The 19,187-nt window shown below is 70.0% G+C and carries 18 protein-coding genes; 12 read left to right on the top strand and 6 right to left on the bottom strand.

Translation table 11 applies throughout. The annotated features are described in order from the left end of the window. Positions 1–99: 99 nt before the first annotated feature. From J7E96_RS06445 to tesB, 3 genes are all read left to right on the top strand, one after another. Complete coding sequence (locus J7E96_RS06445) at positions 100–1,605, top strand: PucR family transcriptional regulator (protein ID WP_251069488.1); 1,506 nt, start codon at positions 100–102, stop codon at positions 1,603–1,605. Positions 1,606–1,721: 116 nt separating this feature from the next. Beyond that, positions 1,722–2,879, top strand: coding sequence for an acyl-CoA dehydrogenase family protein (locus tag J7E96_RS06440; protein ID WP_215128326.1), 1,158 nt, complete (start codon positions 1,722–1,724; stop codon positions 2,877–2,879). A 24-nt stretch (positions 2,880–2,903) separates the two neighbouring features. Continuing rightward, complete coding sequence (gene tesB / locus J7E96_RS06435; protein ID WP_215128324.1) at positions 2,904–3,776, top strand: acyl-CoA thioesterase II; 873 nt, start codon at positions 2,904–2,906, stop codon at positions 3,774–3,776. A 116-nt stretch (positions 3,777–3,892) separates the two neighbouring features. Here the strand turns inward: tesB and J7E96_RS06430 are convergent, their stop codons facing one another. The 4 genes from J7E96_RS06430 to J7E96_RS06415 all read right to left on the bottom strand — a co-directional run bounded on the left by J7E96_RS06430 (position 3,893) and on the right by J7E96_RS06415 (position 6,995). After that, on the bottom strand, positions 3,893–4,126 hold the full coding sequence (locus tag J7E96_RS06430; RefSeq protein WP_308295859.1) for a DUF2191 domain-containing protein: 234 nt from the start codon (positions 4,124–4,126) through the stop codon (positions 3,893–3,895). A 103-nt stretch (positions 4,127–4,229) separates the two neighbouring features. Continuing rightward, the gene (locus J7E96_RS06425; RefSeq protein ID WP_215128321.1) at positions 4,230–5,021 is read right to left on the bottom strand and encodes a phosphatase; all 792 of its coding nucleotides are present in this window, start codon (positions 5,019–5,021) and stop codon (positions 4,230–4,232) included. Positions 5,022–5,116: 95 nt separating this feature from the next. Further along, positions 5,117–5,737 carry a TetR/AcrR family transcriptional regulator gene (locus tag J7E96_RS06420; RefSeq protein ID WP_215128319.1) on the bottom strand — a complete coding sequence of 207 codons (621 nt, stop codon included), beginning with the start codon at positions 5,735–5,737 and terminating at the stop codon, positions 5,117–5,119. A 22-nt stretch (positions 5,738–5,759) separates the two neighbouring features. Continuing rightward, complete coding sequence (locus J7E96_RS06415; protein WP_308295858.1) at positions 5,760–6,995, bottom strand: DUF418 domain-containing protein; 1,236 nt, start codon at positions 6,993–6,995, stop codon at positions 5,760–5,762. A gap of 191 nt (positions 6,996–7,186) precedes the next feature. On the opposite strand from J7E96_RS06415, the gene J7E96_RS06410 reads away from it, so the two are divergent. From J7E96_RS06410 to J7E96_RS06365, 9 genes are all read left to right on the top strand, one after another. Then, entirely contained in the window at positions 7,187–8,803 is a 1,617-nt protein-coding gene (locus J7E96_RS06410; protein ID WP_215128317.1) for a carboxyl transferase domain-containing protein, read from the top strand. Between the two features lie 25 nt (positions 8,804–8,828). Next, positions 8,829–11,051, top strand: a complete 2,223-nt coding sequence (locus tag J7E96_RS06405) for an acetyl-CoA carboxylase biotin carboxylase subunit (protein WP_251069505.1) — start codon at positions 8,829–8,831, stop codon at positions 11,049–11,051. Continuing rightward, entirely contained in the window at positions 11,048–12,013 is a 966-nt protein-coding gene (locus tag J7E96_RS06395; RefSeq protein ID WP_251069487.1) for a hydroxymethylglutaryl-CoA lyase, read from the top strand. The genes J7E96_RS06405 and J7E96_RS06395 overlap by 4 nt, the downstream gene beginning before the upstream one ends. Before the next feature lie 2 nt (positions 12,014–12,015). Beyond that, the gene (locus tag J7E96_RS06390; RefSeq protein ID WP_215128315.1) at positions 12,016–13,176 is read left to right on the top strand and encodes an acyl-CoA dehydrogenase family protein; all 1,161 of its coding nucleotides are present in this window, start codon (positions 12,016–12,018) and stop codon (positions 13,174–13,176) included. 253 nt (positions 13,177–13,429) lie between these two features. Beyond that, complete coding sequence (locus tag J7E96_RS06385; protein WP_215128313.1) at positions 13,430–13,813, top strand: hypothetical protein; 384 nt, start codon at positions 13,430–13,432, stop codon at positions 13,811–13,813. A 192-nt stretch (positions 13,814–14,005) separates the two neighbouring features. Continuing rightward, positions 14,006–14,251: a hypothetical protein gene (locus J7E96_RS06380; protein WP_215128312.1), complete on the top strand. Its 246-nt coding sequence runs from the start codon at positions 14,006–14,008 to the stop codon at positions 14,249–14,251. A 97-nt stretch (positions 14,252–14,348) separates the two neighbouring features. Then, positions 14,349–15,062, top strand: coding sequence for a hypothetical protein (locus J7E96_RS06375; RefSeq protein WP_215128310.1), 714 nt, complete (start codon positions 14,349–14,351; stop codon positions 15,060–15,062). A gap of 76 nt (positions 15,063–15,138) precedes the next feature. After that, the gene (locus tag J7E96_RS06370; RefSeq protein ID WP_215128308.1) at positions 15,139–15,570 is read left to right on the top strand and encodes a hypothetical protein; all 432 of its coding nucleotides are present in this window, start codon (positions 15,139–15,141) and stop codon (positions 15,568–15,570) included. Positions 15,571–15,656: 86 nt separating this feature from the next. Next, a complete protein-coding gene (locus tag J7E96_RS06365) occupies positions 15,657–15,854 on the top strand; it encodes a hypothetical protein (protein ID WP_215128306.1) in 198 nt (65 codons plus the stop codon). A 60-nt stretch (positions 15,855–15,914) separates the two neighbouring features. Here J7E96_RS06365 and J7E96_RS06360 read toward each other — a convergent pair whose 3' ends face one another. Beyond that, complete coding sequence (locus J7E96_RS06360; RefSeq protein ID WP_215128440.1) at positions 15,915–17,633, bottom strand: IS1182 family transposase; 1,719 nt, start codon at positions 17,631–17,633, stop codon at positions 15,915–15,917. Positions 17,634–17,747: 114 nt separating this feature from the next. Then, positions 17,748–19,115, bottom strand: coding sequence for a vanadium-dependent haloperoxidase (locus tag J7E96_RS06355; RefSeq protein WP_251069486.1), 1,368 nt, complete (start codon positions 19,113–19,115; stop codon positions 17,748–17,750). Between the last annotated feature and the right edge of the window lie 72 nt (positions 19,116–19,187).

Genomic DNA, 19,187 nt, shown 5'->3' with positions numbered 1-19,187 from the left:
TACCCGCGGCCGCCGGTTCGCTCGACATTAGGTGGCTGGAAGGCGACGCTGAAGTGTACGTTTCATCCACTCTCCCGACCCCAGATGGATGGACTGTCCATGCCGGAGCCTGTGACCTCCCCTCCTACCCCGCCCGTATCGCTGGCAGAGCTGCTGGCGCGGGAGGAGCTCGGCCTGCGCCGGATCGCGGGGCCCGAGGACGCGGATCTGCACTGGGTGCATACGTCGGAGATGGGCGACCCGTACCCCTACCTCCTCGGCGGTGAGCTCCTTCTGACGGCGGGCGTCCAGCTCACGGACCCCGACCACTACGTCTCCCGGGTCATGGAGGCGGGCGCGGCGGCGCTCGGCTTCGGTGTCGCGCCGGTGTACGACACGGTTCCGCCGGCCCTGGTGGCGGCGTGCGAGCGGCACGGGCTGCCCCTGGTGGAGGTGCCGCCGCCGACGACGTTCACCGCGATCGCCCGCGCGGTGTGGCGGCTGATGGCGGAGGCCCGCCACCGCGAGCTGCGCCGCGTCGCCCAGGCCCAGCAGGGCCTGGCCACGGCTGCGGCCCGCCCCGACCCGGTGCCCGCGGTCCTGCGGCAGCTGACGGCGCGGCTGGACGGGGGCGGGGCGTGGGCGGTGTTGCTGTCGGCCGACGGGGCACCGCTGGCCACGGCGGGGCGTACACCGTCGCCCGAGACGCAAGCGGCCCTGACCCGGCTCGCGCGCGTGGTGAACCCGCCGGAGCCGGCCGCGACAAAGGGCGCCCCGCCCGCGCCCAGGACCGCGCCCGCCTCCGCCACCGACACCGCCGGCGCCAGCCATCTCGCCGCGTACGCCCTCGCCGGCGGCCAGCGGCTGGCGCTCGCGGTGGCCTCGAACCGGCGCGAGGCCGGGGACCACACCATCGCCGGCGTCGCCGTCGTACTGCTGTCGCTGCTCACCACGCCGCATCAGGGCGCCGCGGAGTCCGCCCGCGCCGCCGCGCTGGTGCGGCTGCTGCTCGGGGCGAACGCGGGGGAGGTGGCGCCGCTGCTGGGCGCGGAGGACTGGACCGTGGTCCACGCCCGCCCTACCGTTACTTCCGGTACTCCCGGTCGTGATCCGCTCGCCGCCGCGGCGCTCGGGTCGGCCCTCGGCAGCGCGCTGGTGGACGCGACGGACGAGGCAGGCGGCGTACGGATCCTCCTGAGCGACGCCCGGGAGATCGAGCCGCAGGCCGGTTGGACCCTGGGCGTCAGCTCCCCCGTGCCCGCGTCCGACCTGCCGGCCGCCGAAGTCCGCGCCGAGCGGGCGGTACGCCGAGCCGAGGCCACCCGCAGCCCCCTCGTGCGCGACCGGGGCGAGGCAGGCGAGGGAATCGCCTCCCTGGTCGCCCCCGACGAGGCCCGCGCCCACGCCCGCGTACAGCTCGCGCCGATCGCCGACTCCCCCGCCCTCACCTCGACCCTGCGCACCTGGCTCTCACTCCACGGCAGCTGGGACCGTACCGCCGTCGCGCTCGACGTCCACCGCAACACGGTCCGCCAGCGCATCACCCGCTGCGCGGCCCTGCTCGATGCCGACCTGGACGACGCTGACGTACGGATGGATCTGTGGTTCACGCTGCGCTGGCTGTGACGCGTACGACCGTCCCGGAGCCTGGACAGCGCTGGTGACTACCCGGTAACTTCGACTGAGCAAGCGCTTAGAACAGCATCGCCAGCATCGCCGATTGAGCATGAAGGGGGCGTCCCGTGCGCCGTAGCGTTTTTGACGAGGACCACGAGGCGTTCCGGAAGACCATCCGGGCCTTCATCGAGGCCGAGGTCGTACCCGTCTACGACGAGTGGTTCGCCGCCGGCCAGGCGCCGCGTGACTTCTACTACAAGCTCGGCGAGCTGGGCGTCTTCGGCATCCGGGTCCCCGAGGAGTACGGCGGCGCGGGCATCGAGTCGCACAAGTACGAAGCCGTGATGTACGAGGAGACGTCCCGCGCGGGCGTCAACTTCGGCGGCTCCGGCGTGCACGTGCTGCTGGGCCTGCCCTACATCGAGATGCTCGCCACCGACGAGCAGAAGCAGCGCTACCTGCCGAAGTTCGTCTCCGGCGAGGAGATGTGGGCGCTGGCGATGACCGAGCCGGGCACCGGCTCCGACGTCGCGGGCATGAAGACCACCGCCAAGCTCTCCGAGGACGGCACGCACTACGTCCTCAACGGCGCGAAGACGTTCATCACCGGCGGTGTGCACGCCGACCGCGTGATCGTGTGCGCCCGCACCTCCGCCCCGCGCGAGGACGACCGCCGCTTCGGCATCTCCCTGTTCGCCGTGGACACCAAGTCCGAGGGCTACTCGGTGGGCCGCAAGCTGGACAAGCTCGGCCTGAAGACCTCCGACACCGCCGAGCTGGCGTTCGTCGACGTGAAGGTGCCGGTCGAGGACCTGCTCGGCGAGGAGAACAAGGGCTTCGGCTACCTGGGCAAGAACCTGGCCTCGGAGCGCTGGGGCATCGCGTTCGGCGCGTACGCACAGGCCAAGGCCGCGGTCCGCTTCGCGCAGCAGTACGTCCAGGACCGCACCGTCTTCGGCAAGCCGGTGGCCTCCTTCCAGAACACCAAGTTCGAACTGGCCGCCTGCCAGGCCGAGGTGGACGCCGCCGAGGCCGTCGTCGACCGCGCCCTGGAAGCCCTCGACGCGGGCGAGCTGACGCCGGCCGAGGCGGCGTCCGCGAAGCTGTTCACCACCGAGGTCGCACACCGCGTCATCGACAGGTGCCTCCAGCTGCACGGCGGTTACGGCTTCATGAACGAGTACCCGATCGCCCGCCTGTACGCGGACAACCGCGTCAACCGCATCTACGGCGGCACCAGCGAGGTCATGAAGATGATCATCGCCAAGGACATGGGTCTGTAAGACCCACCCTGTAGAACTGCCGTTATGAACAAGGCACTCGATGCACTCCTCGATCTGCTCGACCTGGAGCAGATCGAGGAGGACATCTTCCGAGGCGTGAGCCGTTCGGCGATCGTCCCGCGCGTCTTCGGCGGCCAGGTCGCGGCCCAGGCCCTCGTCGCCGCGGGCCGCACGGTCCCCGGCGACCGGCTCGCCCACTCCCTCCATGCCTACTTCCTGCGCGCGGGCGACCCGGGCGCGCCGATCGTCTACACCGTGGACCGCATCCGCGACGGCCGCTCGTTCACCACGCGCCGCGTCGTCGCCGTCCAGCACGGCCAGCCGATCTTCCACCTCTCCGCGTCCTTCCAGACGTACGAGGAGGGCCTGGAGCACCAGGCGGACATGCCGCCCGCACCGGACCCCGAGACGCTCCCGACGGCCGCCCAGATGCTGCCGCGGTACGCGGACCACTTCCTCGACCCGGGTGTCGTCGACCGCATGCTGGAGGCCCGCGCGGCGGTCGATCTCCGCTACGTCGACGCCCCTCCGTACGGCAGCGTCGGCGAACGGCGCGAGCCGCGCTCGCAGGTCTGGTTCCGTACGAACGGCAAGCTCGCCGACGACCCACTCCTGCACGTCTGCCTCGCGACGTACGTCTCCGACATGACGCTGCTCGACTCGGTGCTGCTCGCGCACGGGCGCGGCGGCTGGGCGACCGGCGATGTCGTCGGCGCGTCACTCGACCACGCGATGTGGTTCCACCGGCCGTTCCGGGCGGACGAATGGCTGCTGTACGACCAGGAGTCACCGTCGGCGTCGGGCGGACGGGGACTGGGCCAGGCCAGGATCTACACGCAGGACGGCCGCCTGGCGATTTCCGTCATCCAGGAGGGCGTGGTCCGGGTACCCCGCTGAGCGCTGATGGCTGATGACCGTCCGGCGTCAGAGGGTGCCCGAAGGCGCCACCCACCTCGTGGGCTGCCCAGTCGCCCCGGCGACGGTCGCGAAGTCCGCGTCGTAGTGCAGCACGGTCAGCCCGGCCGGCTCGGCGGTGGCCGTCGGCGCTGCGGTGGTCGACGGTAGCTGCCCTTGTCCAGCAGGATGTCGAAGTCGCCCCGCTCACCCATGGCGGCGAGCTCTTCCAGTGCGATCAGGCGCCGACGACGCTTGGCCACCTCGAGGAGAGCGGCGTTGACGGTGTCCTGCTCCGTCGCAGTGCCCAGTGTCGACGCGGCCTCGCTGAGGGCGTCGTCCCGATCTTCCATCCGGCGGAACATACACACCGCCCAGCCTGAGGGCGCCCGAAGCCCTGGGAAGGCCGCCGTACGAGTGAAAGCCGGGCCCGCCCCCCACGAGCGCGCGCGAGTGTCAGGCCGCGCCTTCGCCCAGGCCCGCCGCGTCCAGCAGGTACGCCGTCATCGGGTCGTAGAAGCGCGGGTCGGTGACGTGGTCGTCGAGCGGGACCGTGACCTGGAGCGTGCCTTCCGCCTCCGCGATGAAGAGCGCCGGGTCGTTGGAGTCGGCGTACCCGACCGCGTCGATCCCGCGCTGACCGGCGCACCCCGCCCACCCGTGGTCGGCGACGACCAGGTCGGGCAGTGGCCGGCCCTGGTGTTCCATCGCGTTGAGGATCGCCGTCATCGGCTCGGGCGAGTGCGTGTGCCACAGCGTCGCGCCGCGTTCCAGCATCGCGACGTCCGCGAACTGGAACACCATGCCCTCGTCGGCCATGAGCCCGCCGGGGATCCGTACGATCTCGCAGCCCGCGCGGCGCAGCGCGTCCGCTGTCTGGCGGTGTACGTCGAGCAGCCCGCCGGGGTGCCCGGTCGCGAACAGCACGCGCTCCTTGCCGGCGGCGGCCTTGCGCAGTCGCGCCGCCATGCGCTCCAGCGCGTCGACGGTCAGCTCGGGGTCAATGGTGTCCTGGCCCATGCGGTGCTCGGGGTCGTCACTGACACCGCAGCGCTCGGCCATTACGGCGAGGACGTCCTGTTCGTCGGTCCAGCGGTCACCGAGTTCGAGACCGAGCCAGTAGTGGCGGTCACCGTTCGCGAGCTTGCGGTAGTGGGAGAGGTTGTTGTCGCGGGGAGTGGCGACGTCACCGGCGATGCGGGTGCGGGCGAGGTGATCGACAAGAGCGGCGCGGCTGGGTATCGGCATGAGCCCATTGTGCCGTCCGGGTCCCACCCCCGTCCGGCAAAGCCTGCCCAGGCGGGCAACGGGCAACGGGGGTCCGGGGCAGCGCCCTGGTTGCGTCAGGCCACAGCCCGCGGCGCCAGCGCCCCGAACGCCCCGTGCGCCAGCCGCCGCAGCAGCCCCTCCATCGCCGCCCGCCCCGGCAGTCCGTTGCCGTACGACCCCAGGTGCGGCGTCGAGTTGAGCAGCCCGAACACGGCGTGCACGGCCGACCGCGCCTCCGCCTCCGGTACGTCGGGATTCAGCTCCCGTACGACGGTGACCCACAGTTCGACGTACTGCCGCTGGAGCTGTCGGACCCGCTTGCGGTCGCTCTCCCTGAGGCGGTCCAGTTCGCGGTCGTGCAGGGTGATCAGGGGCCGGTCGTCGAGCGCGAAGTCGATGTGGCCGTCGATGAGCGAGCCCAGGACGGCCGCCGGGCTGTCGGCCGATTCCGCGGCGGCGCGCTGCCTGCCGCCGTCCAGCAGCCGCTCGCTGATGCCGACGAGCAGCTCGGCGAGCATGGCGTCCTTGCCCGGGAAGTGCCGGTAGAGCCCCGGGCCGCTGATGCCGACGGCGGCGCCTATCTCGTCGACGCCCACGCCGTGGAAGCCGCGCTCTGCGAAGAGGCGGGCGGCCTCTTTGAGGATCTGCTCGCGGCGGGCGGGGGCCGCGACGCGGGCGGCGGCGTTGGTGCTCATGAGGCCATTCTAAACCGGCCGGTTAGCGGTCGTTAACCTTATGGTGCTGCTCTCCGGGATGCACGGCGGAACGCTCTGCGGGACGGGCCCGGAGGTGGGTGAACGCCCGCAGCACCCACTCCACCGGCCCAAGCCGGTATCGCCGCATCAGCAGCCCGCTGAGGGCGAGCTGGGCGGCGTAGAGGACGAGCGCGACGCCGAGCGGGGCGGCGATGCCCATGCGCCCGTACAGACCCAGACCGTACCCGGTGAAGATCAAGGCCATGACCAGCGACTGCGTGAGGTAGTTGGTCAGCGCCATCCGCCCGGCGGGCGCGAACACCCCGGCCACCCGTGCCCCGCTCGGCGTACCGAACCAGAGCAGAAGTCCGGCGACGTAAACGGCACTGAGTGCCGGGGCCATGACGATGCCGGTCATCCCGGCGAGCCATTCCCAGCGGGTGGAGAGCGGGCCCGCCACGCCCGCCGCCGAGAAGGCCGCAGCCGGCACTCCTACGCAGAGGCCGATCACGAGGGTACGCCGCAGGGCCGCCCCGCCGGCCCGCGTGACCCACTGCCACTTTCCGGCCGCGAGTCCCACGAGGAAGGCGGCGACGACGAAGCCGCCCGTGAACAGGAACGCGAGGGCGGCGGTCGGCAGGTGCTCCACGTTCGCTCCGACGACGTCCGCGAAACCGCCCCGGTAAGCGGTGACGAGTCCGGCGGCCTCCGCGTCCAGCGCCGCTTCCGATGCCGGGTCCGCGACGGCGTCGGCCAGCGTCAGGAGCAAGCCGAGCATCAGCACGACCGAGCCGCACGCGCCCCACACCCAGAGCGCGGCACGGAAGGCCCGCCGGGCAGTGGCCCGGCGGGCGGCGAAGAGGATCAGGCCGAGCACGCCGTACATGGTGAGGATGTCGCCCACATAGAGGAACACCGCGTGAAGGGCGCCGAGGACGAACAGCCCCAGCAGCCGCCGCATCGTCTGCGGCCCGAACCGGGCGCCGGCGCGCTCGGCCGAGGCCGCCTGGAGGGTGAAGCTGTAGCCGAAGAGGAACGAGAAGAGCAGGTAGAACTTGCTCTGCGCGAGGAACTCGACCAGCCAGAGGGCCACGGTGTCGGCAGAGCCGGACGGACGCCCGCCCAGCAGGCCGTACGTGCCCGCCATGGTCAAGCTGTTGACCAGCAGTATGCCCAGGAGCGCGAAGCCGCGAAGGGCGTCCACCTCCAGGATGCGCTGCCGCGGCCGCAACGCCGCCGTGCCCTCTAGTGCCGTCACAATCCCTCGCCCCGTACGAAATGCGTCGGACAGATCCTGACAGGAATCGATCCTGGCCGCGTCATACCGCAGGAGGAATCCGCCACCCCTGGACAGGAAGGTTAGCGCTCGTTAACCTGAAATGGCGTTAACGCTCACTAACATGCGCGTCATGATCACCATCACATCGACCGGGCAAGGGGGCTCAGGAGATGCGGCAGGCACCGGTGCTGACCAGCACCGCCGATCCGGCAGCCGAGGCATGGCGGGCCAATGAAGCGGCCCACCTGGAGCTCGTGGAGGGGCTGCGCGGGCGGCTCGCCGCGGCGCGGCTCGGCGGCGGCGAGAAGGCGCGTGCCCGGCACACCGCGCGCGGAAAGCTCCTCCCCCGCGACCGCGTGGACGCGCTCCTGGACCCCGGATCGCCCTTCCTGGAGCTGGCCCCACTGGCGGCCGAGGGGATGTACGGCGGGGCGGCGCCGGCCGCCGGTGTGATCGCCGGGATCGGGCGGGTGAGCGGCCGCGAGGTGGTCGTGGTCGCCAATGACGCCACGGTCAAGGGCGGCACGTACTACCCGATGACCGTCAAGAAGCACCTCCGCGCCCAGGAGGTCGCTCTCGAAAACCGGCTGCCCTGCGTCTACTTGGTGGACTCCGGCGGCGCCTTCCTCCCCATGCAGGACGAGGTCTTCCCGGACCGCGAGCACTTCGGGCGCATCTTCTACAACCAGGCCCGCATGTCGGGGGCGGGCATCCCGCAGATCGCGGCGGTGCTCGGCTCCTGCACGGCGGGCGGGGCGTACGTACCCGCGATGAGCGACGAGGCCGTCATCGTGCGGAACCAGGGCACGATCTTCCTGGGCGGGCCACCACTGGTGAAGGCCGCCACTGGCGAGGTCGTCACGGCGGAGGAGCTGGGCGGCGGCGAGGTCCACTCCCGCACGTCGGGCGTCACCGACCACCTCGCCGAGGACGACGCCCACGCGCTGCGCATCGTCCGGAACATCGTCGCGACGCTCCCGGAGCGCGGCCCGCTGCCGTGGTCGGTCGAGCCGGTCGAGGAGCCGAAGGTCGATCCTGCCGGGCTGTACGGCGCGGTGCCGGTGGACTCCCGTACGCCGTACGACGTGCGTGAAGTGATCGCCCGTACGGTCGACGGCTCGCGCTTCCAGGAGTTCAAGGCGGAGTACGGCCAGACGCTGATCACGGGCTTCGCGCGGATCCACGGGCACCCGGTCGGCATCGTCGCCAACAACGGCATCCTGTTCTCCGAATCCGCCCAGAAGGGCGCGCACTTCATCGAACTGTGCGACCAGCGCGGCATCCCCCTCCTCTTCCTCCAGAACATCTCGGGCTTCATGGTCGGCAGGGACTACGAAGCGGGCGGGATCGCCAAGCACGGCGCGAAGATGGTGACAGCGGTGGCGTGCACGCGCGTACCGAAGCTGACGGTCGTCGTCGGCGGGTCGTACGGCGCGGGCAACTACTCGATGTGCGGCCGGGCGTACTCGCCCCGCTTCCTGTGGATGTGGCCCAACGCGAAGATCTCGGTGATGGGCGGCGAGCAGGCGGCGTCGGTCCTCGCGACGGTCAAGCGGGACCAGTTGGAGGGGCGGGGCGAGGAGTGGCCGGCCGAGGAGGAGGAGGCCTTCAAGGATCCGATCCGCGCCCAGTACGAGGCCCAGGGCAACGCCTACTACGCGACCGCGCGGCTGTGGGACGACGGCGTGATCGACCCGCTGGAGACCCGGCAGGTGGTGGGCCTGGCCCTGACGGCCTGCGCCAACGCCCCGCTGCCCGAGCCCGCCTTCGGCATCTTCCGGATGTGAGAGACAGATGACGACGACGATGAAGATGTTCGACACAGTCCTGGTTGCCAACCGCGGCGAGATCGCGGTCCGCGTCATCCGCACGCTGCGGGAGCTGGGCGTGCGCTCGGTGGCCGTGTTCAGCGACGCGGACGCGGATGCCCGTCATGTACGGGAGGCGGACACGGCGGTCCGGATCGGCCCGGCGGCGGCGTCCGCCTCCTACCTGCGCACGGACCGCCTGCTGGAGGCGGCCGCCCGTACCGGCGCGCAGGCCGTCCACCCGGGCTACGGCTTCCTCGCCGAGAACGCCGCCTTCGCCCAGGCGTGCGCGGACGCGGGCCTCGCCTTCATCGGGCCTCCCGCCTCCGCCATAGCGCTGATGGGCGACAAGATCCGGGCGAAGGAGACGGTACGGGCGGCAGGCGTGCCGGTGGTCCCCGGCTCGTCCGGCAGCGGGCTGACCGACGCCGAACTGGCGGCGGCGGCACGTGAGATCGGCATGCCGGTCCTGCTCAAGCCTTCGGCCGGCGGCGGCGGCAAGGGCATGCGGCTGACGCGGGTCGAGTCGGCACTGGCCGACGAGATCGCGGCGGCGAGGCGTGAAGCAAAGGCGTCCTTCGGCGACGACACCCTCCTCGTCGAGCGGTGGATCGACCGCCCCCGGCACATCGAGATCCAGGTCCTGGCCGACGCCCACGGAAACGTGATCCACCTGGGCGAGCGCGAATGCTCCCTCCAGCGCCGCCACCAGAAGATCATCGAGGAGGCCCCGTCGGTCCTCCTCGACGAGGCGACCCGCGCGGCGATGGGCGAGGCGGCGGTCCAGGCAGCGCGCTCGTGCGGCTACCGGGGTGCGGGCACGGTGGAGTTCATCGTCCCGGGCAACGACCCCTCCTCGTACTACTTCATGGAGATGAACACCCGCCTCCAGGTGGAGCACCCGGTGACAGAGCTGATCACCGGCCTGGACCTGGTGGAGTGGCAGCTTCGGGTCGCGTCCGGCGAGGAACTCCCCTTCTCCCAGAAGGACATCACGCTCACGGGCCACGCGGTGGAGGCCCGCATCTGCGCGGAAGACCCCTCCCGCGGTTTCCTCCCCTCGGGCGGCGCGATCCTCGCCCTCCACGAGCCGCAGGGCGACGGCGTACGCACGGACTCCGGCCTCACGCAGGGCACGGAGGTCGGCAGCATCTACGACCCGATGCTCTCCAAGGTCATCGCGTACGCCCCCGACCGCGCCACGGCCCTGCGCCGCCTGCGCGCGGCTCTGGCCGACACGGTCACCCTGGGCGTCCCGACGAACGCGGGGTTCCTGCGCCGCCTGCTGGCCCACCCCGACGTCGTCTCCGGAGCGCTGGACACGGGCCTGGTCGAACGCGACGCGGACAGCCTGATCCCGGACGGAGTCCCGCCGGAGGTGTACGCGGCGGCGGCTCTGCTGCGGTCCGGGGAGACGGCCGTCGCCGACGGCACACCCGGCTGGACGGATCCCTTCTCCGCCCGCACGGGCTGGCGCCTGGGCGGCACCCCCGCCTGGACGGTGCACCACGCCCGCGTACCGGGCCACGACCCGGTGGCGATCCGCTTGCGCACCACGGCGGCGGGCCAGGAAATCCAACTCCCCGCCCCGCACCCGGCAGCCCCGGACCTGGCAACCGCCATCCCCCTGGAACCCGTCGCCCCGAACGGCACACAACTCCCGCCCCAGGAACCCAACGGCACGCACCCCGACGCACCCACCCGTGGCGAGGCCGAAGCCCCGACAGGGCCCGGCGGCGCGCAGCTGCCGCCCCGGGGGGCTGGGGGCTTGCCCCCAGTTTCGGGAAGGGGCGGGGTGGGGGAAGAAAAACTGCCCACCCGCGCGCGCCTCGTCACCGCCGACGCCGGCACCGTGACCATCGAACTCGCCGGCGTCACCCACACCTTCAGCCACGCGACCAGCCCGGAGGGCACCTGGCTGGGCCGGGACGGGGACGCCTGGCACGTCCAGGACCACGACCCCGTCGAGGCGAGCCTGACCGGCGGCGCCCGCTCCGGGGTGGACACCCTCGCCGCGCCCATGCCCGGCACCGTCACCGTGGTCAAGGTGGCCGTCGGGGATCACGTCGACGCCGGGCAGAGTCTCCTCGTCGTCGAGGCGATGAAGATGGAGCACGTCATCTCCGCCCCGCACGCCGGCACCGTCACCGAGCTCGACGTGACGCCGGGCTCGACCGTCGCCATGGACCAGGTCCTGGCCGTCGTCACGCCGCAGGAGGAGTCATGACCGACGGGCCGCAACTGCCGATGCGGGTCGGGGAGCCCGGCCTGCCCACCCGCGTCCGCATCCACGAAGTCGGCGCCCGCGACGGTCTCCAGAACGAGAAGACCGTCGTACCGACCGAGGTGAAGGCGGAGTTCATCCACCGCCTCGCCGACGCCGGGCTGAGCACCGTCGAGGCGACCAGTTTCGTGCACCCCAAGTGGGTGCCCCAGCTGGCCGACGCCGAGGACCTGTTCCCGCTCCTGCACGACTTGCGGGGGATCGCCGACCTCCCCGTGCTCGTGCCGAACGCCCGCGGCCTCGACCGCGCCCTGGCGCTCGGCGCGCGCCGCATCGCCGTGTTCGGGAGCGCGACCGAGACGTTCGCGAGCCGCAACCTCAACCGGACGATCGACGAGTCGCTCGCCATGTTCGAGCCGGTCGTCGCCCGCGCGAAACAGGACAGCATTCACGTACGCGGCTACCTCTCCATGTGCTTCGGCGACCCGTGGGAAGGCCCGGTCCCGGTCCCCCAAGTCGTCAGGGTCGCCAAGGCACTCCTGGACCTCGGCTGCGACGAACTGAGCCTCGGCGACACGATCGGCGTGGCCACCCCCGGCCACGTCCGTTCCCTGCTCACCCACCTCAACGAGGCCGGAGTCCCGACCCCGGCCATCGGCGTGCACTTCCACGACACATACGGCCAGGCACTCTCCAACACCCTCGCCGCACTCCAGCACGGCGTCACCACCGTGGACGCCTCCGCGGGCGGCCTGGGCGGCTGCCCGTACGCGAAGAGCGCCACCGGAAATCTCGCCACCGAAGACCTCGTGTGGATGCTCAACGGCCTCGGAATCGAAACCGGGGTCGACCTCGGCCGCCTCACCGCCACCAGCGCGTGGATGGCCGAACGGCTGGGCCGCCCCAGTCCCTCCCGCACCGTGCGTGCCCTGTCCCACAAGGACCTGTCCCACAAGGAGTCGTAGCCATGCCCCTCGACCACCGCCTCTCCCCCGAACACGAAGAACTCCGCCGTACGGTCGAGGAGTTCGCCCACGACGTGGTCGCCCCCAAGATCGGCGACCTCTACGAGCGCCACGAGTTCCCGTACGAAATCGTCCGCGAGATGGGCCGCATGGGCCTGTTCGGCCTGCCCTTCCCCGAGGAGTACGGCGGCATGGGCGGCGACTACCTCGCGCTCGGCATCGCCCTCGAAGAGCTGGCCCGCGTCGATTCCTCGGTCGCGATCACCCTCGAAGCGGGCGTCTCACTCGGCGCGATGCCCATCTTCCGCTTCGGTACGGAGGAGCAGAAGCGCGAGTGGCTGCCCCGCCTGTGCTCGGGCGAACTGCTGGGCGCGTTCGGCCTCACCGAACCGGACTGCGGCTCGGACGCTGGCGGCACGAAGACGACCGCACGCCGCGAGGGCGACGAGTGGGTGATCAACGGCTCGAAGTGCTTCATCACCAACTCCGGTACGGACATCACCGGCCTGGTCACCGTGACCGCGGTGACCGGCCGCAAGCCCGACGGCAAGCCGGAGATCTCCGCGATCATCGTCCCGTCCGGCACCCCGGGCTTCACGGTCGCCGCCCCGTACTCCAAGGTCGGCTGGAACGCCTCGGACACCCGAGAGCTGTCCTTCTCCGACGTACGGGTCCCGCTCGCCAACCTCCTCGGTGAAGAGGGCCGTGGTTACGCCCAGTTCCTGCGCATCCTCGACGAGGGCCGCGTCGCGATCTCGGCACTCGCGACGGGCCTGGCCCAGGGATGCGTCGACGAGTCGGTGGCGTACGCGAAGGAGCGCCACACCTTCGGCCGCCCCATCGGCTCCAACCAGGCGATCCAGTTCAAGATCGCCGACATGGAGATGCGCGCCCATATGGCCCGTATCGGCTGGCGTGACGCGGCGTCACGCCTGGTCCGGGGTGAGCCGTTCAAGAAGGAGGCGGCGATCGCGAAGCTCTACTCCTCCACGGTCGCGGTCGACAACGCCCGTGAGGCCACCCAGATCCACGGCGGCTACGGCTTCATGAACGAGTACCCGGTGGCCCGGATGTGGCGCGACTCCAAGATCCTGGAGATCGGTGAGGGCACGAGCGAGGTCCAGCGCATGCTGATCGCCCGCGAGCTCGGCCTCACCGACTGAGGTCCGACCGCCCCGGCCCCGCACCACGAGCCACACAGATGCTGAACCCCCCGCCGAACGGGGGAAGAAGCTCCTGCCCGGCATCGAAACCGAAGAATTCACGCACCGCTACACCGACCCCGACACCGGGGAACGCCGAACCCGCACCGAGCACCGCATCAGCGCCGTAGACCCCAAGGTCCGCGTGTGCGACGGGTGCTTCCTGGCCCAAAAATGTCCCGAGTACCAACCCGGGGAATCCTGTGCGTACGAGATGCCTGTACGCGTCCGCACGAAGGAGCAGTACATCGCGCTGCTCGACTCCATGATCAGCATGCAAGCCATGCGCGTGTTCTCGATGCGCATGTCAGAGGAGGTCGAAGGCGGGTACGCCGACCCGAATCTCTCCTCCGAGATGGATCGCCTCGCCAAGTTCGTCAAGCTGAAGTCTGATATCGAGGAGGCCGGTTTCAGCTTCTCGATGAAGATGCAGTCGAAGGACAACGCGGAGGTCGGTTTGATCTCGCGCCTCTTCGGACCAAAGTCCGATGGGCCCCCCGCGCTGTCCCCCGCCGGGGCAGTGTCAGCCCAAGACGCTCTCGGTCAGATGGGCATCATGGACGCCGAGATCGTCGAAGAGCCAGTTCCGAGGGAGTAGCTCCCTCACCGGCCACGTCGACCGGATCGGCGCTCAACAGCAGCAGCCTGATCGCCAGCGCCGCCTGCGTCAGCGCCTCGCCGGCCCCCGGACTCGTCATGGCCTCCACGAACGCGGCCTCCTGCGCACGCGTCTCCTCATCCTGCGGAACTATCTGCACCGGCCACTCCTCCCCCACGGTGCGCCCCCTTCGTGCGTCTACCGTTTCACCTCGGCCCTCGCCGAGGAAGCGCCTCATCACCCACCGCCACGTCCAACGCCTTTGTTAGGACCTCTTACACCGCCCTCGGCGCCCTCACCAGCCTGCTCACCGCACTCACCCAGTCCATCCCCCAGACCGGCAGCCAGCTCGCCTGCCTCAAGCACACCCACACCCTCACCACCGACGACACCAGCGACCCCGAACAGCGCGTCGACTCCGTCCACTGGTGGACCTGATTCCACTCCCGTCCCAGCCTGTGGGATCTCCTTGGTGATTCCCAACTCGGTTAGTATGTCGACGAGTTCATCTCATCTGACCAGAATTCCAGGAGACGTGTTGAAGACCCGAAAGATCGCCATACCCTTCGCCGCCGCGCTGCTCGTGCTCGCCGGAGCCCAGGTCGCCAGTGCCGACACCGTCGACCCCGCCGCAGAGCAGGCCAAGGAGCAGGCCGACCGGGCCGGTACCAAGAAGACCGGTGACATCTTCGCCACGTACAAGGGCAAGAAGATCAACCTGACCAAGAACGGCTGGGGCACCGCCAAAAACTGCGCCGAATACCCCGACCTCACCGTCAAGTGCTTCGACACCGAAGACGAGGAGAAGGCCGCCACCAACTCCTACAAGAAGGCCAAGAAGGGGACCAAGTACGCGATCCCCGAGGCGCCCGAAGGCAGATCCGACCTGACGATGAAGAAGGGCGCACCGAACAAGTTCGGCTCGATGGCCATCGCGGTCGACGGTGACGGCACCGCCTACACCCCGTACGGTTCCACCCGCATCTGGGCCAACATCTGGTACTACGGCCGCCAGCTCACCTTCTACAGCGACGGCTCGAAGAACCTGGGCGACTACTCCTTCCGCGACCAGGCGTCGTCCACCTGCAACAACGACGAGTCCGGCGGCATGGCACTCTACGACTGGCGCACCGGGATGCCGGACCCGTCCATCATCACCGCATGGGGCGGATGCCTCGGAAACCTGCACAGCTACAGCTACCCGACCGGCGGGAACTGGGGCGACAAGGCCGACGAACTGACCATGTAACACCCCACCGTCACCCGAGCCCCCGCACTGACTACGGTGTGGGGGCTCTCCCATTCCTGCACCCGAGGAGCCCGCCTTGATCACACGCCGTCTGCTGCTGACCGCATCCCTCCTTGCACTGGCCGGATGCTCACTGGAGGCCCATCCGAAGGGAGACCTCGCCGTACCCGACCGTCTCACACCCCAGCCCCACGGGTTCTACCACCAGGACGAGGCCAGGGACGGCGAACTCTTCAAGACATGGGCAGCCTCCGAAAACAGCTCGGACTGGTCCGTCGTGAGCCACGTGAAGGCGGTGCAGCGCGTGGTGGAGGGAGACGCGGTGTACGCCTACATCCACACCGACCTGAACCCGAAGAAGGGCGACCCCGACATGCAGGCCCAGGCGATCGGAGAGGCGTATACACAGTGGCCTCAGCGTGCCACGGACGCGGTCCGGATCGGTGTCTTCGACGCACAGGGCAAGCGCATGGGAAGGGCCATGATGGTGGAGCCTCAGCGAAGCTGACGATATCACCGGTATGACAGAGTCTGAATACGAAGACATTCGTGGGCATCTGTGATGCTATCCGCACGAAGCGACACAGCGTACTGGTGGCCGGAGGAGCAGTACTCGCAGCAGGAGTGGGCACCATCGCCCTGCGGGGAGGCGACAACGACGCACCCTCCGACCGCGTCAAGGACGTAGCCCGCGACATCGCCCGCACCGACGAGAACGGGAAGGTGCTCCACGCCGACCACGGCGAATGGAAGATCAACTCTAGAACGAGCCCAACCAACCTCCAGACATGACGAAGCCCCCGCTCCATACGCGGACGCTGACTCTGTCGGGGATCTTGGGGTGGTCGTTGGTCAGGTGTCGACGGTGCGCCAGGACTTTGACCGGGGAATGGCGTTCTGGTCCAGGTAAGTCTGGAAGGCAGTCGGTGGCCGGGTTGAGCGGACTTCGTCGGCGGGTGCCCGGCCGCTGAGGCGTTCGATGTTGACGGCGATGGCCGTGAGCACGTGTTGCAGGTGGACTTTCGGCTGTCCTCGGTATCGGCAGTGGCGCATGCCGTGTCCGTGGGCGAATTCGTTGATGGTGCCTTCCACTCCGGAGCGGGCCGAGTAGCGGGCCTTCCACTCAGGTGTCCGCTGCTCGGCCCGGACGCGGAGTTGCAGGTCGCGGAGTTCTCGCGGGGGAAACCCGACGGTTCGGGCACTGTCGGCGGTGCTCGTGCAGCGGGTGCGGGCCGGACAGGGACGGCACTGGCTCTTGGTGAACCGTGCCACGATCAGAGGCGCCGCGGTGGGCGAGGAGGTCGGGTAGGGGCCGTGCCAGCCCCGGCTGACCTCGCCCTGCGGGCAGGTGACCTGTTGGCGGTCGAAGTCGATGTGGAAGTCGTCGCGACCGAAGCCATTGTTCTTGCTGTGCTGGCGGGTGGTGTTGACCGGCAGTGGCCCGGTGACCGTGACCTGGTGATCCCGTGCTGCTTGCTCAAGGTGGACCAGGGAGGTGTAGCCGCCGTCGACCAAGTGCTCGGCGGGCAGCAGCCCACGGCGCTTCAGTCGGGTGTGGATGCCGGGCAGGGCCTTCGCGTCGTAGCTGGTGGCGTCGGTGGTGGCCACATCTGTGATCACGTTGACGCCGTCGGGAGCACAGGTCTCGGTGAGATGTGCGACGAACCCTTTCCAATGGGTGACATGTCCGCGGCGCGCGTGGCGGGCCGTCGGGTCGTAGGGCGAGACGACTGCGGCCGGCGAAGGAGGCAGCCCGCCGTCCTCGGTGGTGCGCCAGCGCAGGCGGCCAGCCCCGTCGCGGTAGTAGTTCTGCACCATGATCTGCCGCAGGGCCTGGACCCGGGGCCCGGACAGGCGTTCCGCCCCGTGCTGCCCGAGGTGCTCGATCAGCCGGACGGCGTCGTCGCCCGTGGCGAGGATCCTGGTCTTGGGACGGGTGGGGTTCTTGCCCAGGCGGACCGGGCGGCCGTAGTGGCGTCCCCATTCCTCGTCGACCAGGCCGTCCAGCAGGTGCGAGGCGGTGCCGGCCAGCTCTTCCAGCGCGGCCCGCACCGCCTCGGTGACCAGCTCCAGCCGGGTCAAGTCACGGACTGCAGCCAGGACATGGGTGGAATCGGTGCGCTGTGTGGTGCGCTCCCGCACCAGCCCGGCGTCCTTGAGCCGGGTCAGCGCCAGGTCCAGAAGCCGATCCGTGCGATCACCCTCGATGAGGCGTTCACGGAAGTCGCCCAGAACGCTGTGGTGGAATCCCGGATCGTCCAGCTCCAAAGCCATGGCGTACTTGAAATCGATGCGGCAGCGCACTGCCTCGGCCGCCTGCCGGTCCGAGAGGCCGAGGAGGAACTGCACCACGCAGACGGTGGCCAACTGGGCAGGTGAGAGACCCGGCCGGCCATCGCGCGGGTACCAGTCGGCGAAGTCCTGGTCGTCCCACAGCCCGTCCAGCCGGTCTCTCACCCACATCGCTGTCGTGCCGTTCGGGTTACTCGCACGTGCGATCTGCACGGTCAGAGCCGGAACTTGCTCACCAGAACGGGGACTGAGAGACAACGAACACCTCGGCAACCACATCGACCTGCGGGACAGCCCGAGCATGCCCGCTGATCACGCTGCCCCACCGGAAAACCCCAAGATCCCCGACAGAGTCAGCATCCGAGCCACACAAGGTGCGGGGCCCGGGAGCCGTCAGATCTCCTGGAGCTTGTTCGTGAAGACGTGGTTTCCGACATCGCGGCCGAGCTGCAAGCCGTCGGTGGCGTCCCAGCGGTAGTGCACACCGAGGTAGAGGCGGCTCATGGCGTTCTCCTCCTCGGCGTGACGGAAGCCGGTGAACCTGCGCGTGCGCACCGGGGACTTGGTGTCGTCCGTCCGGCCCTCGAACGCGATCGCGTCGGTCTTGAAGTACGCCCGCATGATCGTGCCCCACGCACCGGCGAACGCAGCATGCCCCGAAGCCCAGGCGGGGAAGCACGGCGTGGCGCCGAGCGGCTGCCAGGCCGTGTCGCCGAGGCCCTCTCGGATGGCCGAGACCGGCCGCCACAGGTCGATCTCCGTGCGGTACTTCACGTCCCATTCCGCGATCGCGGCGTCCGCGAGGGCCAGCGACAGCAGCGCGAACAGCCGGGCGTTCTCGTAGGTGTCCAGCTTCCGCAGCGCGGTGACAGTCCGCGTGTGGTCGATCAGCTGCCCCGGCGGCTTGTACGTCCGGTCGGCGTCGTTCGCCCAGAACCACGCGGCGGCGGTCTTGTCGGCGTCGCGGTCGGCGGGCGAGGCGGTGGCCGACCCCACCCGGCGCACCTCTTCCACCTGCTTGCGGTACTCCTCACTGGCCAGGAGGGCTTCGTACGTGGCGAAGCGCTCCGGCGTCGGTGGCCGGAAATGCGCGCCGGCCGGGATGGCGAAGGGTTCCACCAGTCCCCAGTACGGGTCGACCGCGTCGCTCTCCTGTGAACAGGACGCGCCACCGGTCGGACGCCAGGCACCGGGTTTTCCGTCGAGGTTGTACGCGTCCTCGTTGCTCGACCTGTCGAGCAGACGGTGGTCCCAGACGCGCTTGGCCGTGGGTTCGGCGATCAGCGGCTTGATGATGTCGAAGGCGGTCCAGTCGTTGCCGAACCGGTCCTTGAAGCGCTGGTTGACGAACAGGCTCTCGTTCGGGAAGAGCCGCACGAGGATGTCGCGGGCGGTGAACCCGATCACGCGCTCCTGCTCGTCCGGGCCCTGCTGGAAGGGCGCCCCGGAGTATTTGGGCGCTTCCAGATACGGCCGGTACTTCATCTTGTACCAGGTGTTGTAGTACGCGCTGACGGCGTCGAAGATCGCCACATTGGTCATGGCGGCCGCACGCGCGAGCGGCCCCGGTCCGACACCGGTCTGCTTCCTGAACACGTCCAGCAGGACGCCGTTCCAGTAGTGGACCGGGTCGCCCACGAAGGCGGCAGCCCGGGCGGCCGCGGGCCTGGCCGCAGCGTCGGCGCGCCGGGCGGTGGCCGGCAGTGCGGTGAGCGCACCGGTCGCGGCCAGCAGGCCAAGGGCGCGCCTGCGGCTGAACAAGGGTCTCGGTGCGGGTTTCGGTACGGGTCTCGCTAAGGGTCTCGCGTACGGGTCCATGGGCGTCCCCCTAGG

Source organism: Streptomyces sp. ISL-96 (assembly GCF_018614035.1).
Taxonomy (GTDB): Bacteria; Actinomycetota; Actinomycetes; order Streptomycetales; family Streptomycetaceae; genus Streptomyces.
This window is presented reverse-complemented; position numbering and strand designations above follow the sequence as displayed.

Coding starts and splice junctions, on each gene's coding strand:
- J7E96_RS06445 (WP_251069488.1), top strand. CDS start 100: ATGCCGGAGCCTGTGACCTCCCCTCCTACCCCGCCCGTATCGCTGGCA.
- tesB (WP_215128324.1), top strand. CDS start 2,904: ATGAACAAGGCACTCGATGCACTCCTCGATCTGCTCGACCTGGAGCAG.
- J7E96_RS06430 (WP_308295859.1), bottom strand. CDS start 4,126: ATGGAAGATCGGGACGACGCCCTCAGCGAGGCCGCGTCGACACTGGGC.
- J7E96_RS06425 (WP_215128321.1), bottom strand. CDS start 5,021: ATGCCGATACCCAGCCGCGCCGCTCTTGTCGATCACCTCGCCCGCACC.
- J7E96_RS06420 (WP_215128319.1), bottom strand. CDS start 5,737: ATGAGCACCAACGCCGCCGCCCGCGTCGCGGCCCCCGCCCGCCGCGAG.
- J7E96_RS06410 (WP_215128317.1), top strand. CDS start 7,187: ATGCGGCAGGCACCGGTGCTGACCAGCACCGCCGATCCGGCAGCCGAG.
- J7E96_RS06405 (WP_251069505.1), top strand. CDS start 8,829: ATGTTCGACACAGTCCTGGTTGCCAACCGCGGCGAGATCGCGGTCCGC.
- J7E96_RS06395 (WP_251069487.1), top strand. CDS start 11,048: ATGACCGACGGGCCGCAACTGCCGATGCGGGTCGGGGAGCCCGGCCTG.
- J7E96_RS06390 (WP_215128315.1), top strand. CDS start 12,016: ATGCCCCTCGACCACCGCCTCTCCCCCGAACACGAAGAACTCCGCCGT.
- J7E96_RS06385 (WP_215128313.1), top strand. CDS start 13,430: ATGCCTGTACGCGTCCGCACGAAGGAGCAGTACATCGCGCTGCTCGAC.
- J7E96_RS06360 (WP_215128440.1), bottom strand. CDS start 17,633: ATGTGGTTGCCGAGGTGTTCGTTGTCTCTCAGTCCCCGTTCTGGTGAG.